The organism is Pseudomonas sp. NFACC41-3 (assembly GCF_900109505.1).
In the GTDB taxonomy this organism is placed as follows: Bacteria; Pseudomonadota; Gammaproteobacteria; order Pseudomonadales; family Pseudomonadaceae; genus Aquipseudomonas; species Aquipseudomonas chlororaphis.
The window spans coordinates 577,076-593,190 of sequence record NZ_FOAE01000002.1 but is presented as its reverse complement, the minus strand read 5'-3'; the positions used below and the strand labels follow the sequence as shown (position 1 = coordinate 593,190).

The following is a 16,115-nucleotide window of genomic DNA, read 5'->3' as shown; positions in this document are numbered from 1 at the left end:
GGACAGCCCAGTGACCACCCGACTCGTGCCCTACGAACAGCTCGACGCCAGGCAATTGCAGCAGCTCGACGCGCTCGAAGTGCACCCGCGGCAGAAGAATTATTCCGGCGATATCTACACCGCGCTGCATACCCTGCTCAAGGCGCCGGAGCCCGGGATCAAGGGCTTCGCCCTGCTGGCCGACGAGGTCCCGGTGGCCTTCCTGCTGCTCAAGCGCCCACCGTTCCTGCCCCATTGGGCCGACCCCGACACCGCCACCCTGCATGCCTTGCAGGTCGATCTGCGGGTCCAGGGCCAGGGCTACGGCCGGGCCTGCCTGCAAGCCCTGCCCGTCGCCGCGCGCCAGGCGTGGCCAGAGATCAAGGGGCTGATGCTGTCGGTGGACACGGACAATGCAGCGGCCTTCAGCCTCTACCTGAAGCAAGGCTGGGTCGACAGCGGCGAGGCCTACAGGGGCCGCATCGGCTATGAACGCCGTCTGGCCCTGATGTTCTGACGTTACCCAGGAGAAGCATGATGCTGACCACCCTCGAGCAACTGGAAGCAATCTACGGCCAGCCCATTGAGCGCGCCGTGCGCAAGGAAATCCCCTTCCTCAACCCGGACTACCAGGCCATGGTGCGCGCCTCGCCGCTGGTGATCCTGAGCACCGTCGGCCCAGGCGGCATGGACGGCTCGCCCCGCGGCGATACCCCGGGTTTCGTGCGGATCATCGACGAGCGCACCCTGGCCCTGCCCGACCGCCCGGGCAACAACCGCATCGACAGCCTGCGCAATATCGTCAGCGACCCGCGGGTGGCGCTGCTGTTCATCATTCCGGGCATCGGCGAGACCCTGCGGGTCAATGGCCGGGCGCGGATCTCGGCCGAGCCGGCGCTGCTGGACAGCTTCGCGGTGAATGGCAAGCCGGCGCGCACGGTGATCCTGGTGGACGTCGAGGCGGCCTACTTCCACTGCTCCAAGGCCATCGTGCGCTCCGACCTGTGGAACCCCGAGCACTACCTGGAACGCTCGGCCCTGCCCTCGGCCGGCGCCATCCTCAAGCGCCTCTGCGACGGCCAGTTCGACGCCGACCGCTACGACCGGGAAATGCCGGAACGGGTGCGCAACAGCCTGTATTGAAGGCTGACGCGGTACATCGGCCAGACCGCGGCGCCCTTTTCGCGGGCAAGCCTCGCTCCTGCGCCGTGGCGTTACGACCTCACAACTCCAGCACCATCTCGTGCCAGGCCATGCCGCCATGGTCCGACGCCGAAGCCTTGAGGTAGACGAAGCCGAAGCGCTCGTACAAGGGCACATGCCGCTCCTTGCACATCAGGTTGATGCTGGCCTTGCCCAGGCCGCGCATGCGCTCGATAAAGGCCTCCAGCAGACGCCGGGAAACACCCTGGCCCTGATAGTCCGGATGCACCACCACCGACATGATCACCACATGGGGCCCGGCCGGGTCGTGGCCGATCAGTTCCTTGAAGGCCTCGTCGGCCATCTCGACCTCGAAGGCCGCTCCGGAATTGATGAAGCCGGCCACCACGCCCTCCACTTCGGCGACGATGAAGCCCTCGGGCCAGGTGGCGATGCGGGTGGCGATCTTTTCCCGGGTGGCGGCTTCGTCGCCTTCGTAGGCCAGGGTTTCGATGGCGAAGCAGCGGTCCAGGTCAGCGGCGGCGACCTGACGGATCAACAGGCTGGATAAGGTCATGGGGAACAGATCGGCTATGGAAAATGCCGCCGATCATAAAGTAATAAGGCTTGCATATCGAATGACGGCAAGCCCGTAAAACCTGCGTAGAGTCGCTGTCATCCGCGCACCGACCGGGTTATTTATCAGGGCTCAATCAATCCCATCCTGGTCGAGTACGGAAGTCGCCATGAGCAATGTTCAGATCGGTTTGCTGGTGCTGTTCGGTATCAGTGCGTTCGGTTTTGTCACCCTGTCCATCGACCTGTGGCGCGCCCGCCGGCCGAACAAAGGCAAATGACCGGGCCCACCGCGGGCCCGGCCGGTGCTCGCGGCGCGGCTCACTGTTCCTTGAGCGGCAGCCAGATTTCCAGCACGCCCTGGCCGGTGTCGGGGTTGAAGTCGGCGCTGTAGCGCTCGAACTCCGGCGCATCGGCGGCTTCGCGCCCGGACTGCGGCAGCCAGGTTTTCCAGATGTACTGGAAGGTCTGCGGCAGGCTCGCAAGCGGCCCCTGGTGCTCGAACACCGCGTAGTGCTGCGGCGGCACCTCGACCCAGCGGTACAGCTCGGGCAAATCGTCGAGTTTGCTGATTTCGACCCCGGCGATGTATTCGAACCCGCCCTTGCCGTCGGGGTTGCAGCAGAGGCCGTAGGTCTCCTCCCCGACCTGGCCGGGAACCTTGCCGATATGGGGAATGAAGCGTTCCCAGAGTTCAGGAATGCCCTGCGTCGTCTCGGGAGTGAAACGCCCGCCCAGACCGGCGATCAGCAGAAAGCGCCCCTTCTCGAAACGCGGCACCGGCCCGCTGACCTGTTTTTGCTCATCCATGATGCGACTCCTGCCTGAAAAATGGGTTCGGCAGGGAGTATAGAGGCCAAACCCGAATCGCTGGGTCAGAGTGCGGGAAGCTCCGCGACCGCCGCGCCGACGATGAATTCCTGGTAACCGGAAAGGATCACGTAGACCGCGAAATAGCAGAAGATCGCCGCAGATGCCAGGTAGGAGTAGCGCAACAACTTGTCGCCCAACAGCTTGCCGCCCTGGGTCGCGGCAAAGCACAGGCCCACGACCCAGGCCAGCCCGGCGCAGAAGAAACCGCTGAGGAACAGCCCGGAACTGAGCAGGTCACCGCCGCCGGAACGGGCAATCAGGGTACCGCCCACCGCGGCGAACCAGAGGATCGCGCTGGGGGACGACATGGCCAGGAAGATGCCGCGGAAAAACTCCTTGCGCGGCGAACCGTTGTCCACCTCCCCGGCCTCGGCCAGCACCGCGCTGTGGTGGATCGCCGAATAGATCATCTTCGCCGCGAAGTACACCAGCAGCGCCGACCCGCCGATCCACAGCACCCAACGCACCGCTTCGTACTGCAGCAGCACGGTCATGCCGGCCAGCGCCAGCACGGCGTAGACCAGGTCACCGACACAGGTGCCCAGGCCCAGGCAGAAACCCTGGAAATAACCACGCTGCATGGCCAGGGTAATCATCGCGATATTGGCCACGCCTATGTCCAGGCACAGCGAAAGGCTCAGCAGAAAGCCGCTGGTAAACTCCATCATTCATCCTGTTCGATGCGGTTGTTCGAGTGGGGGGTATTTAACGCGGGAGGGCCCGGCAAACACAATGCGCGGGCTGCGAATCCAGCCTGCATGATGCAAATCCCTGTCCAGGCAACGCCGCTGCCGGCAAAAAAATAGTTGCCGCGCCCCTCTGGACAGCCTGGCGCCACAGCCCTTATCGTCTGCCCCCAGGCCACCGCAGTGGCCGACGTCGCTCGGACGGTTCCGGGCGCTCACGTACTCCGAGGCAACAATGGCCGAACAAGGTTCGCCGCGCCGCTTTGCGCGCATAGATCGACTCCCCCCCTACGTATTCAATATCACTGCCGAGCTGAAGATGGCTGCGCGTCGGCGCGGCGAAGACATCATCGACTTGAGCATGGGTAACCCCGACGGTGCGACTCCGCCGCACATCGTCGAGAAACTGGTCACCGTCGCCCAGCGCGAAGACACCCACGGCTACTCCACCTCCAAGGGTATTCCGCGTCTGCGCCGGGCTATTTCGCGCTGGTACAAGGATCGCTACGAGGTCGATATCGACCCGGAAAGCGAAGCCATCGTCACCATCGGTTCCAAGGAAGGCCTGGCGCACCTGATGCTCGCCACCCTGGACCAGGGCGACACCGTGCTAGTGCCCAACCCGAGCTACCCGATTCACATTTACGGCGCGGTGATCGCCGGCGCCCAGGTGCGTTCGGTGCCGCTGGTGCCGGGCGTGGACTTCTTCGACGAGCTGGAGCGGGCCATCCGTGGCTCGATCCCGAAACCGAAGATGATGATCCTCGGCTTCCCGTCCAACCCTACCGCGCAGTGCGTCGAGCTGGACTTCTTCGAACGGGTGATCGCCCTGGCCAAGCAGTACGACGTGCTGGTGATCCACGACCTGGCCTACGCCGACATCGTCTACGACGGCTGGAAAGCCCCGTCGATCATGCAGGTGCCGGGCGCCAAGGACATCGCGGTGGAGTTTTTCACCCTGTCCAAGAGCTACAACATGGCCGGCTGGCGCATCGGTTTCATGGTCGGCAACCCGGAGCTGGTCAGTGCCCTGGCGCGGATCAAGAGCTACCACGACTACGGCACTTTCACCCCGCTGCAGGTGGCGGCCATCGCCGCGCTGGAAGGCGACCAACAGTGCGTGAAAGACATCGCCGAGCAGTACCGCCAGCGCCGCAATGTGCTGGTCAAGGGCCTGCACGATCTGGGCTGGATGGTCGAGAACCCCAAGGCCTCGATGTACGTCTGGGCGAAGATTCCCGAAGCCTACGCGCACCTGGGCTCGTTGGAGTTCGCCAAGAAGCTGCTGGCCGAGGCCAAGGTCTGCGTCTCGCCGGGCGTCGGTTTCGGTGAGTACGGCGACGACCATGTGCGCTTCGCCCTGATCGAAAACCAGGACCGCATCCGCCAGGCCGTGCGCGGCATCCGCGGCATGTTCCGCGCCGATGGCCTGGTGCAGAAAGGCTGATATACGCCGACAAACAAGCAGGCACAAAAAAACCGCATCGCTGCGGTTTTTTTGTGCCTGTCTGCCGCCCCTGTAGCCGCTGCCGCAGGCTGCGCGATCTTGCAATCGCTGAAGGCTCTTCGAGCCTTATCGCAGCCTTCGGCAGCGGCTACAGGGTTCGGGTCACACCACCAGCGACAGCAGCAGGATGAAGATCAGGCCCACCACCGAGAGGATGGTTTCCATCGCGGTCCAGGTCTTGAAGGTTTCCGCCACGGTCATGTTGAAGTACTGCTTCACCAGCCAGAAACCGGCGTCGTTGACATGGGACAGGATCAGCGAACCGGCGCCGGTGGCCAGCACCAGCAGCTCGCGGTTGACCCCAGGGATCATGCCGACCACCGGTACCACGATGCCCGCACCGGTGATGGTCGCCACGGTAGCCGAACCGGTGGCGATCCGGATCACCGCCGCCACCAGCCACGCCAACAGGATCGGCGAGATCTGCGCGTTGACCGCCATGTGGCCGATTACGTCACCCACGCCGCTGGTCACCAGCATCTGCTTGAAGCCACCGCCGGCACCGATGATCAGGATGATTGCCGCGGTCGGCGCCAGACTGGTGTCGAGCAGCTTGAGGATCTGCTTGGAGCCGATGCCCTGGCGCGAACCGAAGGTGTAGAGCGACAGCAGCAAGGCCAGCAGCAGCGCGCTGATCGGGTGACCGATCATGTCCATCCAGATACGGAAGAAATGCCCGTCCGGGAAGGCCACGTCGGCGAAGGTCTTGAGCAGCATCAGGAACACCGGCAGCAGCACGGTCAGCAGGGTCACGCTGAAGCTCGGCAGGTTGGCCGAGGTGTTTTCGCGCGCCAGCTGGTCCACCAGTTCCTGGTTCGGATGACCCGGGATGTGCTTGGCGATGAAGGTGCCGTAGATCGGACCGGCGATGATCGCGGTCGGCAGGGCTACGATCAGGCCGTAGAGAATGGTCTTGCCGATGTCGGCGCCGAATACGCCGATGGCCAGCAGCGGGCCCGGATGCGGCGGCACCAGGCCGTGCACCGCGGACAGGCCGGCCAGCAGCGGGATACCGATCTTGATGATCGACACGCCGGTGCGCCGGGCGACGATAAACACCAGCGGGATCAGCAGCACGAAGCCGATCTCGAAGAACAGCGGGATGCCCACCAGGAAGGCGGCGAACATCATCGCCCACTGCACCCGCTCCTTGCCGAACGAGCGGATCAGGGTCTGGGCGATCTGATCCGCGCCGCCGGATTCGGCCATCATTTTGCCGAGCATGGTGCCCAGCGCGAGGATGATCCCGACGAAACCGAGTACCCCACCGAAGCCGTCCTGGAACGCCTTGATGATCTTGTCCACCGGCATGCCCGACGTCAGGCCGAGGAAACCCGCGGCGATGGTCAGGGCGATGAAGGGATGCAGCTTGAATCGAGTGATCAGCACGATCAGCCCGATAATGGTGACCACTGCGTCTACCAGCAGATAGGTCTCTTGGGACATGCCAAACATGGGGTTGCCTCCGGTTTGTTGTTTTTATTCAAGCGTTAAAAACGTGAGCCGAGTGGGATAGCGCTATCTAGGTGAACCGAAGCTTATCGGGGTGAGTCCAGCCCGTGCTCCAGCCACCAGCCATGGGCCTGTTCGGCCAGCCGGTCAACGCTGTGGATGGTGGCGTCCAATGCCAGGGTCAGGGGTTCGCCCACGGGAGATTCGAGGGTCGCGAACTGACTGTCGATCAGGGTCGAAGGCATGAAATGCCCCGGACGGTGGGCCACGCGATCGGCGGCCACCTGTGGTGTCAATTGCAGGAAAACGAAGCCCAGGCCGGGCGTGGCGCTGCGCAGGCGGTCGCGGTACTTGCGCTTGAGCGCCGAGCAGGTCAGCACCGGACGTTGTCCGGCGGCCAGGGCGCGACGCAACTCGTCGCACAGGCTGTCGAGCCAGCCGGCACGGTCGTCGTCGTTCAGGGGAATACCGGCACTCATCTTGGCGATATTGGCGGCAGGGTGGAACGTATCGCCTTCAATGGCCGTGGCGCCGCTGCGCTGGCACAGCGCTTCACTGACGCTGGACTTGCCGCAGCCGGCAACGCCCATGATGACCAGGGCGGTGATGGGTTGACTCATGAAACACCTCAGCGCGCAGACAGCGCTACCTTCGCTCTTCGAAACTCTAGTGCAAAAATAGTTTCTGCCGACGCCTTCTTGTCATTTTTGTGGGTTGCCGCGTATATAGGCCGCGAAACCAAAGAGTGCGGGTCAGGCCGACCGCGCTCACGCATTGCAGCTGTTTCGAGACAGCGCTACCTTAGTGACTTGAATTTTGTTTGGCAAGCCGTCTGATGACCTCCTCCAAGAACGATAAAAATACCCGCACCACGGGGCGCCCTACCCTCAACGAAGTCGCGCGCCTGGCCGGCGTCAGCCCGATCACCGCCTCGCGAGCGCTGCGCGGCATCGACACGGTGGCCACCGAACTGGTGGAAAAGGTGCAGAAGGCCGCCCGCGAACTCAACTATGTGGTCAACCCCGCCGCCCGCGCCTTGGCCTCGGCCCAGAGCCATTCGGTGGTGGTGCTGGTGCCGTCGCTGTCCAACCTGCTGTTCATCGATACCCTGGAAGCTATTCATCAGGTTCTGCGGCCCAAGGGCTTCGAAGTGCTGATCGGCAACTTCCACTATTCCCCCGACGAAGAAGAAAACCTGCTGCGCAACTACATGGCCTACCAGCCCCGCGGTTTGCTGCTGACCGGCTTCGACCGGACCGAAAGCGCCCGACGGATGGTCGAAGCCAGCAACGTCCCCTGCGTCTACATGATGGACCTCAACCCCGAGGCCGGCCTGAACTGCGTGGGCTTCTCCCAGCACAACGCCGGGGAAACCGCCGCCGAGCACCTGATCTCCCGCGGGCGCAAGCGCCTGGCCTATATCGGCGCCCAGCTCGATCAGCGCACCCTGATGCGCGGCGAAGGTTTCCGTCGCGGCCTGGAGAAAGCCGGCCTCTACGACCCGAAACTGGAAGTCCTCACCCCGCGCCCCTCGTCGGTGGGCCTGGGCGGCGAACTCTTCCTGCAACTGATGCACAGCCACCCGGACGTCGACGCGATCTTCTTCGGCAACGACGACCTGGCCCACGGCGCCCTGCTGGAAGCCATGCGCTGCGGCATCAGGATCCCCGAGCAAGTGGCGGTGATGGGCTTCAACGACCTGCCCGCCTCGGCGCACATGGTGCCGCGCCTGAGCAGCATCAGCACTCCACGCGAAGCCATCGGCCGCCGCGCCGCGGAACAGCTGCTGACCCTGATGGCCGGCAACAGCGTGGCCAAGCCGGTGGTGGACATGGGCTTCGAGCTGATGGTGCGCGAGAGCACCTGAGCCGCATTCAGGAACGCAGGCTCAGGGCGCTGAGCAACACGCCGAAGCCCACCAGCAGAACGCCGAACAGCTGGTCGATACGCCGTTTGTAAGCCATGAGCCGGGCCCGGATGCCCGGCGCCGAAAAGAACAGCGCCACCGCCACGAACCACAGCACATGGGCCAGGACAATGATCGCGCCATAGCCGATCTGCACACCCGGCGCGGTACCTGGCTGCATCACCTGCATGAACAGGCTGACCACGAAAATCATGGTCTTGGAGTTCAGCGCATTGGTCAAAAAACCCGTACGCAACGCCGCCCACGCCGAGACCCGCGGCGCATCGACCGTTACCTCTTCCTCGACCGCGCGGCTGCGCAGCATGCCGATACCGAGATAAACCAGGTACAGCGCCCCGGCGATTTTCAGCACGCTGAACAGCAGCAGCGATTCCTTGACCAGCAGGCCGACACCCAACAGCGTGTAGCTGATATGCAGCATCACCCCGAGCCCGATCCCCAGCGCCGTGAACACCCCATGCCGACGCGACAGCACCAGGCTGTTACGCGTGACCATGGCGAAATCCGGCCCCGGGCTGAGCACCGCCAGGATGGTAATGGTGATTACTACTAACAGTTCAGTCATTTTCAAGCGCCTTCGCTATAGAATCCGGCCCATACTTTATGGGCACGAACCGCCACAGAGCGAACGATGAAAACTGACATTCCCGGTGATAAAAACTCACAGACAACTCATCGCCGCCTGCCGCCCCTGAGCGCCCTGCGCTGCTTCGAGGCCGCCGCTCGCCTGGAAAGCTTCACCCGCGCCGGCGAAGCCCTGCACCTGACCCACGGCGCCATCAGCCGTGCCGTCCGCACCCTGGAAGAAGACCTCGGCACGCGGCTGTTCGAGCGTCGCAGCCATCGGGTCTTTCTCACCGAAGCTGGCCGCGAATTGCTGCACAGCGTGGAGCATGCCTTCGACCTGATCGACGCCGCCGCCCGCAAACTGCGAACGCCCGACAAGGCTGCGGCCCTGGTGCTGTCCTGCGAACCGACCCTGCTGATGCGCTGGCTGATTCCACGGATCCCGGCCTTCTTTGCCGCTCATCCGGATATCCCCCTGCAACTGGTGGCCGGCGGCGGGCCCTTCGCCTTTGCTCAAGGCATCGACCTGGCGATCCGCCGCAACGACTTTCCCTGGCCGCCGCACACCCACGCGCAGTGGCTGTTCGATGAAGCCATCGGCCCGGTGTGTCGCCCGGACCAGGCCGTCGGCTGGACCCGCGACGCAAGCGGCAGAGCGCGACTATCGGATACGGCGCCACGCCTGCACAGCGCGACCCGGGCAGCGGCCTGGGAGCAATGGTTGACCCTCAAGGGAGTGCAACAGGCGCCGGGCCCGGAGCAGGTCTTCGAGCATTTCTACTTCAGCCTGCAAGCGGCGGTGGCTGGGCTGGGGCTGGCCATCGCGCCCTGGCAACTGGTGCGCGACGACCTGGAGTCGGGCCTGCTGGTCGCGCCTTTCGGTTTTATCGCCGACGGCAGCGCCTACTACCTGTTGTCGCCCGAGGCCGTCGACCCGGACTCGCCCGTCGCCCGCTTGCTCGACTGGCTACGTCACCAGGCGCTGGGCAGCGAGCAGCACGACGCCACCCGCCCAGCCCCATAAGCGGACAGGCTTACGGCCTCACCTCTGCGGCAACCTCCGAAGCCAGCGCCGGATCCTGCCCACCCAGCAACTGCACAAAAGCCTGGGCGGCCTTTTGCAGGGGCTGGCTCTTCAGCCATACCGCGTGCACCGGCAGCAGCAGGCCGTTGTCGATGTTCTTGAAGGTCAGGCGCTTGAGCCTTCCGGCCTGGAGCAAGGGCGCGATCACCGACTGAGGGAAATTGCCCCAGCCAATGCCGGACTCGACCATGTCCAGGGCCATGGCCAGGCTGTCGGTGCGCCAGTAGGACTCGGCGATCAGCGGCCGGGTGTCGCGGATCGGCAAATCGCGGCTGGCAACCACCACCTGACGCACGTTGACCAGCTCTTCCAGATAGAGGGTGGCGTCCGGCGCCTCGGGTAACGGATGGCGCGCGGAAATGCAAGCGATCATCCGCTCGCTGCCGACGTACTGGAAATACTCCAGCACGTTCAGGCTGAGCCCGGCGAAGGCCACGCCGACCGCGACCCGACCACTGTGCAGCAGTTGCAACAGATCGTCCTGGGGCGCGCTCAGTACCTCGATGTCGAGCAACGGATGACGCTCGGCGATCAGCTTGATCGCCGCCAGCACCCGGGACTTGTCGATGTCCTCGACCACGCCGATGGACAGCCGGCTTTCCAACCCCAGGGACAACTCCACCGCATGCACCTGCAAGTGCTTGAGCTGCTCGGCGATGAGCCGCGCGTGGGGCGCCAGGGCATTGGCCATGGCGGTGGGCACCGGCTCGCGATGGCTGCGGTCGAACAGGGGGTAGCCCAGCTCCGCCTCAAGGTTGGCGATACCCATGCTCACCGCCGACGGCACCTTGCCCAGGGCCCGGGCCGCCGCGGAAAACGAACCGCGCTCGAGCACGGCGAGAAACAACTGGATGCTGTCGCTGGAGAAATTCATGCAGACGCCTGTCTAGGATGTCGATCTATCAGAAAACCTGAAAGCTACTGACTTTTTCTGTCAGGCATATTGAAGCTATCTTGCGCCGCATTCGCCAGCCCTTCCTGCAAAAGGAGCGGCCCGGGCCAACGAACGCGGAGGAAAAAACATGCAAGGCATCAAGCGCAAACTGGTTTACGTGTCACTGTTCGAGGTGTTCGGCATGACCTTCTCGGCCCTAGGCCTGGCCTTGCTGTCCGGCACCTCGCCGAGCAGCACCGGCCCGCTGGCGGTGGTGATCACCAGCATCGCGGTGACCTGGAACTTCATCTACACCAGCCTGTTCGAGCGTTGGGAAAGCCGCCAGGTCTCACGGACCCGCACGGTCAAGCGGCGGATCGCCCATGCCGTGGGTTTCCAGCTGACGCTGATCCTGTTCCTGATTCCGTTGATCGCCTGGTGGATGCACATCAGCCTGGTGCAGGCCTTCCTGCTCGACCTGGCGCTGATCCTGTTCATCCCCTGCTACACCTTCGTCTTCAACTGGCTGTTCGACCGAGTCTTTGGCCTGCCGGCGTCGGCGCTGCCGGACCCGGTCTGAGGCCAGAGTGCAAATCAGTATCGCCCAAGAGCGACGCCGCTGTTAGATTTCCAGGGCCCTCCACCCGCCAAGGAAAGCTTGCATGGGAACCCTGAGAATTCTCGGTAAAGCCTCGTCGATCAACGTCCGAAAAGTGCTGTGGACCTGCGAGGAACTGGGCCTGCCCTACGAACGCGAGGATTGGGGCAGCGGCTTCCAGTCGACCCACACACCGGAGTTTCTCCGGCTCAACCCCAACGCCCAGGTGCCGGTGCTGGTCGATGACGCCGGCGCGCTCTGGGAGTCCAACAGTATTTGCCGGTACCTGACCGGCAAGGTCGCCGGGCAACGGCTGCTGCCCGGCGAACCCCGGGCCCGGGCGTTGGTGGAGCAGTGGATGGACTGGCAGGCCACGGAGCTCAATCCGGCGTGGAGCTACGCCTTCGTCGCCCTGGTCCGGCAGAACCCGGACTTCCAGGACCCGCAGCGGATCGCCGCCGGCCTGCGCGGCTGGAACGCCAAGATGGCCCTGCTCGAACAGCAACTGGCGAGCAGCGGCGACTATGTGCTCGGCGAGCAGTTCAGCCTGGCCGATATCGTCCTCGGGCTGTCGGTGCATCGCTGGATGATGACGCCCATGGAGCGCCCCGACTTCCCCGCCGTCGCCGCCTATTACGCACGGCTCAGCGAACGCCCGGCCTTCCTGCTGCATGGACGCAATGGCATTCCCTGAATCGTCTTTCTTCTGTAGGAGCTGGATGCCGCCTTGGTTGATGCTGCGGCACAAACCGCCAAGATGTAACGAAATACGACAATAAATCAGCGCACAGCCCGGCTTCCGACCCCGCATTCACAATCATTGATTTCCGTTAGCCAGCTAAGATTCCTCTTCACCGAAACCTGGAATCCCGCCCATGTCGTCCCTCGCCCCTACTGTCGCTACCGACGGCCTCGACCCGGTCCGCGCCGCCGATATCTCCGCCCGCATCGATCGCCTGCCCGCCGTCGCCACCGTCTGGCGCCTGGTGGCGCTGCTGTCGATTGGCGGTTTCTTCGAGCTGTATGACCTGTTCCAGACCGCCTATATCAGCCCCGGCCTGATCCGCGACGGGATCTTCGCCACCGGCAGCCAGGGCGTATTCGGTTTTTCCGACCAGGCGGCCTTCGCCTCGGCGACCTTTCTCGGCCTGTTCCTCGGCGCCAGCCTGCTGAGCCCGATCGCCGACCGCTTCGGGCGCCGGGCGATCTTCACCTTCGCTCTGATCTGGTACACCGTGGCCACGGTGCTGATGGGCATACAGACCTCGGCCCTGGGGATCATCGGCATGCGTTTCCTGGTGGGCATCGGCCTGGGCATCGAACTGGTGACCATCGACGCCTACCTCTCCGAGCTGGTGCCCAAGCACATGCGCAGCTCGGCCTTCGCCTTTGCCTTTTTCGTGCAGTTTCTCTCGGTGCCGGCGGTGGCGCTGATGTCCTGGTGGCTGGTGCCGCAAGACCCGTTCGGCATCGCCGGCTGGCGCTGGGTGGTGTTGGCCAGCGCGGTGTTCGCGCTGTTTATTTGGTGGTTGCGTTCACGCCTGCCCGAGTCGCCGCGCTGGCTGGCCCAACATGGACGCTTCGCCGAGGCCGAACGGATCATGGATGGCATCGAGGCGCGCTGCGCCAAGGACCACGGCAAGCCGCTGGACACCCCGCAACCCGAGGCCCTCGGTGTCCAGGGCTCGGGGCGTTTCGCCGATATCTGGCAACCGCCCTATCGGCGCCGGGCGCTGATGCTGATCGTGTTCCATGTGTTCCAGGCCATCGGTTTCTTCGGTTTCGGCAACTGGCTGCCGGCACTGCTCTCGGGCCAGGGCGTGAGCGTCACCCACAGCCTGATGTACGCCTTTATCATCACCCTCGCCTATCCGCTGGGGCCGCTGCTGTTCGTCAAGTTCGCCAACCGCTTCGAGAACAAGTGGCAGATCGTCGGCTCGGCCCTCGGCGCCATGACCTTCGGCACCCTGTTCGCCTGGCAGAGCACGGCCCTGGGGCTGATCGTCTGCGGGGTGATGATCACCTTCTGCAACGCCTGGCTGAGCTTCAGTTACCACTCCTATCAAAGCGAGCTGTTCCCCACCAATATCCGCGCCCGGGCGGTGGGTTTCTGCTACTCGTTCAGCCGCCTGTCGACGGTGTTCAGCAGCCTGCTGATCGGCTTTTTCCTCGATCACTTCGGCACGCCCGGGGTCCTGGCATTCATTGTCGGCAGCATGCTGATCGTGATGTTCACCATCGGCCGTTTTGGCCCGCGTACCCGCAACCTGGCCCTGGAGAATATCGCCCAGCGTTGACCGGTCGCCGCTGGCCGCAAGCGGCAAGGCTTGTCCGCCGCGCGCCGCCAGCCTTGCCGGGCAATCGGCGCAAAGCCCTGGCAAAGAGCCCCGTCCCGGGGCGCTGCAGGGTGGCGGCATGCAAATTGCTGCGCAGCCTTCGATAGCCCTTCACACACAGGTACCCAATCATGTTGGTCAGTGCCCAGAAAACCTCGGCGATCCAGCCCAGCCAACGGTCCGACATGGACCCGAGCACCGCGGCCACCAGCGCGCTGTACAGCGGTTTGATGCAGAACGTGCAGAACACCGCGACCCTGCAAGCGCCCCAGGCCGTGCAGCAGGCCGGCAACACGGTCAACGACAATGTCGCGGCGGCCTTCGCCAAGACCCGCGTGCTGCTCCAGGCCACCCCGCCGACCGCCAGCACCGCGCAGGCCAACAGCGCCACCCAGAGCCCGGCCCTGGATGAGTTCAAGGACTACATGAGCAAGTCCCCCGAGCAGCGCATGCGCGACCGCATCCTCGAAGAGATGGGCATTACCGAGGAAGACCTGAAAAACCTGCCACCGGAGAAACAGCAGGCGGTGGCTCAGGAAATTGCCCAGCGGGTCCAGGACAAGCTGAAGCTGGCGCAAGTCGAGAAGGACGCCAACGGCGTCGAGAAACAAGTCGCCGACAAGTTCCTCGCGGCGCTTTAATCGGCCAGTCGAAACAGGGTTCCCCACGGGAATCCTGTTTCATGGGGCGGCTTGAGCGGCTGCGCTCAGCCCTGGGCCAGCATGTCGAGCAAGGCCCGCAGCGCCGGCGACGGCTCGCTGCCCTCGGCCAGCACCAGGGCGAAGGTGCGCTGGATCGGCACGCTCAACGGCAGCACGGACAGGCCCTGGCGTTGCTCCGGCAAGGTCATCTGCGGCACCAGGGTCACCCCCACTTGTTCGCGAACCAGGGTGAAGGCGCTGCTCCACTCCCGCACCTCGACCCGCACGTCCGCCAGCTCCAGGCCGGCATCCGCCGCCAGGCTGCGGGCATTCACCGAACAGCCGCCGGTAGCCAGCACGAAGGGTTGGCTCACCAGTTCCTGCAAGGTCACCCCCTGCTCCTGAGCGCGGCGCGCCAGGGCATGCCCCGCCGGCAGCACCGCCACCCAGGCATCGCGCCCCAGCAGGCCGACGCTGCGCTCGGGCGCAGGATTGAGCAGCACCCCGACATCGATCAAGCGCGCCTCGAGCAAGGCCTCGACCTCGTCGTCGCTGACCTCCAGCGCCACCACCTGGATGCCCGGATACAGCTGCTTGAAGCGCCGCAGCAAGGGCGGCAGGAAAGTCGCCAGCACCATGGGGAAACTCGCCAGGCGAATGGTGCCGCGCTGAATGTCCCGGCAGGTGTCCGCGGTGTCGCGGATGTTCTGCAACGCCGCGAGCATCAGCCGCGCCTGCTCCACCACCTGTTCGCCGACGGCGGTGGGCAGGGTCTGACGGTTCTCCCGGGTGAACAGCTGCACGCCCAGGTTGTCTTCGAGCAGCGCCAGGGCCTGGCTGGCGCCGGACTGGGTCATGCCGACCCGCTCGGCGGCGCGGGTGATGTTGCCGGTATCCGCCACGGCCACCAGCATGCGCCAGTGCATCAGGTTCATCATGGCAGTAGCTGTCCTTATGGGAGTTTTCTGAAAGATTAATTTTACTGAGAGCAGCGCGGACTATGACACTGATCTCCCCCTCTGGAGAGCCCTCGATGAACCTGTATTTCTCGCCCCACGCCTGCTCGCTGGCCCCGCATATCGTGCTGCGCGAACTGGCCCTGCCGTTCACCCTGGTCCGGGTCGACAACCGCAATAAAACCACGGCCGACGGCGGCGACTTTCTGGCGATCAACCCCAAGGGTTATGTGGCGGCGCTGGAACTGGAGGACGGCCAGGTGCTGACCGAAGGCCCGGCGATCCTGCAATACCTCGCCGACCTCAAGCCGCAGGCGGGCCTGGCGCCGGCCAATGGCAGCTGGCAACGGGTGAGGTTGCAGGAGATGCTCAACTTCGTCTCCAGCGAGATCCATGGCGGCCTCGGCTGGCTGTTCAACCCCGAGTTTCCCGAAGCGACCCAGGCGCTGATCCGGCAGAAACTGTTCAAGCGCCTGGCGCTGCTGGACCGCACGCTGCAACAACAAACCTACCTGCTGGGCGAATCCTTCGGTGTCGCCGACGCCTACCTGTTCACCGTGCTGCGCTGGACCGCCGGCTTCGCCATCGACCTGGAACAATGGCCGGCGCTGGCAGGTTTCCAGGCGCGAATCGCCCAGCGCGAAGCGGTGCAAGCGGCACTGGCGGCCGAAGCGGCATAAGGCTCGAGGCAGATGCCGCAGCAGCTCTGCCGGTTATTTACTGAGAAGCAAAAACAAGGAAGCCCGCAGGGCGGGCTTCGTAGGGGATCAATGGCCGAAAATATTGTGCTCGGTCTTCTTGGCTTTCTTGTCCGCGCGCTTTTCATCGGCGGTCCGGCTGGGTTTTTTCTTCGCCGTCTTTTTGGCATTCATACCTTTGGACATGATGCACACTCCACTCGTAGGGGATCGTTCAT

Annotated in this window: 18 protein-coding genes; 10 read left to right on the top strand and 8 right to left on the bottom strand. The window is 64.3% G+C overall.

Going from position 1 to position 16,115, the window contains the following annotated elements:
* Positions 1-10: 10 nt before the first annotated feature.
* Positions 11-496 (top strand): GNAT family N-acetyltransferase, encoded by a 486-nt coding sequence (locus tag BMY68_RS12110; protein WP_175534832.1) that lies wholly within the window; start codon positions 11-13, stop codon positions 494-496.
* A 20-nt stretch (positions 497-516) separates the two neighbouring features.
* Positions 517-1,122, top strand: a complete 606-nt coding sequence (locus BMY68_RS12105) for a pyridoxamine 5'-phosphate oxidase family protein (RefSeq protein WP_037004957.1) — start codon at positions 517-519, stop codon at positions 1,120-1,122.
* A gap of 79 nt (positions 1,123-1,201) precedes the next feature.
* Here BMY68_RS12105 and BMY68_RS12100 read toward each other — a convergent pair whose 3' ends face one another.
* From BMY68_RS12100 to BMY68_RS12090, 3 genes are all read right to left on the bottom strand, one after another.
* Positions 1,202-1,699, bottom strand: coding sequence for a GNAT family N-acetyltransferase (locus BMY68_RS12100; protein WP_009045201.1), 498 nt, complete (start codon positions 1,697-1,699; stop codon positions 1,202-1,204).
* Positions 1,700-2,019: 320 nt separating this feature from the next.
* On the bottom strand, positions 2,020-2,508 hold the full coding sequence (locus BMY68_RS12095) for a GyrI-like domain-containing protein (protein WP_085531996.1): 489 nt from the start codon (positions 2,506-2,508) through the stop codon (positions 2,020-2,022).
* 65 nt (positions 2,509-2,573) lie between these two features.
* Positions 2,574-3,236, bottom strand: coding sequence for a LysE family translocator (locus tag BMY68_RS12090; protein ID WP_007925134.1), 663 nt, complete (start codon positions 3,234-3,236; stop codon positions 2,574-2,576).
* A 256-nt stretch (positions 3,237-3,492) separates the two neighbouring features.
* Here BMY68_RS12090 and alaC point away from each other — a divergent pair, with 256 nt between their 5' ends.
* The gene (alaC, locus tag BMY68_RS12085) at positions 3,493-4,704 is read left to right on the top strand and encodes an alanine transaminase (RefSeq protein ID WP_085531998.1); all 1,212 of its coding nucleotides are present in this window, start codon (positions 3,493-3,495) and stop codon (positions 4,702-4,704) included.
* 162 nt (positions 4,705-4,866) lie between these two features.
* On the opposite strand, the gene BMY68_RS12080 is transcribed toward alaC, so the two are convergent.
* Positions 4,867-6,219: a GntP family permease gene (locus BMY68_RS12080; protein ID WP_085532000.1), complete on the bottom strand. Its 1,353-nt coding sequence runs from the start codon at positions 6,217-6,219 to the stop codon at positions 4,867-4,869.
* Between the two features lie 83 nt (positions 6,220-6,302).
* Positions 6,303-6,836 (bottom strand): gluconokinase, encoded by a 534-nt coding sequence (locus tag BMY68_RS12075; RefSeq protein WP_009045204.1) that lies wholly within the window; start codon positions 6,834-6,836, stop codon positions 6,303-6,305.
* Between the two features lie 215 nt (positions 6,837-7,051).
* On the opposite strand from BMY68_RS12075, the gene BMY68_RS12070 reads away from it, so the two are divergent.
* Entirely contained in the window at positions 7,052-8,083 is a 1,032-nt protein-coding gene (locus BMY68_RS12070) for an HTH-type transcriptional regulator GntR (RefSeq protein WP_007925129.1), read from the top strand.
* Between the two features lie 7 nt (positions 8,084-8,090).
* Here BMY68_RS12070 and BMY68_RS12065 read toward each other — a convergent pair whose 3' ends face one another.
* Positions 8,091-8,708, bottom strand: a complete 618-nt coding sequence (locus BMY68_RS12065; protein ID WP_085532002.1) for a LysE family transporter — start codon at positions 8,706-8,708, stop codon at positions 8,091-8,093.
* A gap of 66 nt (positions 8,709-8,774) precedes the next feature.
* On the opposite strand from BMY68_RS12065, the gene BMY68_RS12060 reads away from it, so the two are divergent.
* Positions 8,775-9,734: a LysR substrate-binding domain-containing protein gene (locus BMY68_RS12060; RefSeq protein ID WP_085532004.1), complete on the top strand. Its 960-nt coding sequence runs from the start codon at positions 8,775-8,777 to the stop codon at positions 9,732-9,734.
* A gap of 10 nt (positions 9,735-9,744) precedes the next feature.
* Here BMY68_RS12060 and BMY68_RS12055 read toward each other — a convergent pair whose 3' ends face one another.
* Complete coding sequence (locus BMY68_RS12055) at positions 9,745-10,668, bottom strand: LysR family transcriptional regulator (protein ID WP_085532006.1); 924 nt, start codon at positions 10,666-10,668, stop codon at positions 9,745-9,747.
* 148 nt (positions 10,669-10,816) lie between these two features.
* On the opposite strand from BMY68_RS12055, the gene BMY68_RS12050 reads away from it, so the two are divergent.
* From BMY68_RS12050 to BMY68_RS12035, 4 genes are all read left to right on the top strand, one after another.
* On the top strand, positions 10,817-11,248 hold the full coding sequence (locus BMY68_RS12050) for a PACE efflux transporter (protein ID WP_009045208.1): 432 nt from the start codon (positions 10,817-10,819) through the stop codon (positions 11,246-11,248).
* A gap of 82 nt (positions 11,249-11,330) precedes the next feature.
* Positions 11,331-11,960, top strand: a complete 630-nt coding sequence (locus tag BMY68_RS12045; RefSeq protein WP_085532008.1) for a glutathione S-transferase family protein — start codon at positions 11,331-11,333, stop codon at positions 11,958-11,960.
* Between the two features lie 181 nt (positions 11,961-12,141).
* Positions 12,142-13,563: an MFS transporter gene (locus BMY68_RS12040; RefSeq protein ID WP_085532010.1), complete on the top strand. Its 1,422-nt coding sequence runs from the start codon at positions 12,142-12,144 to the stop codon at positions 13,561-13,563.
* Between the two features lie 170 nt (positions 13,564-13,733).
* Positions 13,734-14,243, top strand: a complete 510-nt coding sequence (locus tag BMY68_RS12035; protein ID WP_085532012.1) for a hypothetical protein — start codon at positions 13,734-13,736, stop codon at positions 14,241-14,243.
* A gap of 65 nt (positions 14,244-14,308) precedes the next feature.
* Here the strand turns inward: BMY68_RS12035 and BMY68_RS12030 are convergent, their stop codons facing one another.
* Complete coding sequence (locus tag BMY68_RS12030; RefSeq protein ID WP_085532014.1) at positions 14,309-15,181, bottom strand: LysR family transcriptional regulator; 873 nt, start codon at positions 15,179-15,181, stop codon at positions 14,309-14,311.
* 95 nt (positions 15,182-15,276) lie between these two features.
* On the opposite strand from BMY68_RS12030, the gene gstA reads away from it, so the two are divergent.
* Complete coding sequence (gene gstA, locus BMY68_RS12025) at positions 15,277-15,879, top strand: glutathione transferase GstA (protein ID WP_085532016.1); 603 nt, start codon at positions 15,277-15,279, stop codon at positions 15,877-15,879.
* Positions 15,880-16,115 lie beyond the last annotated feature (236 nt).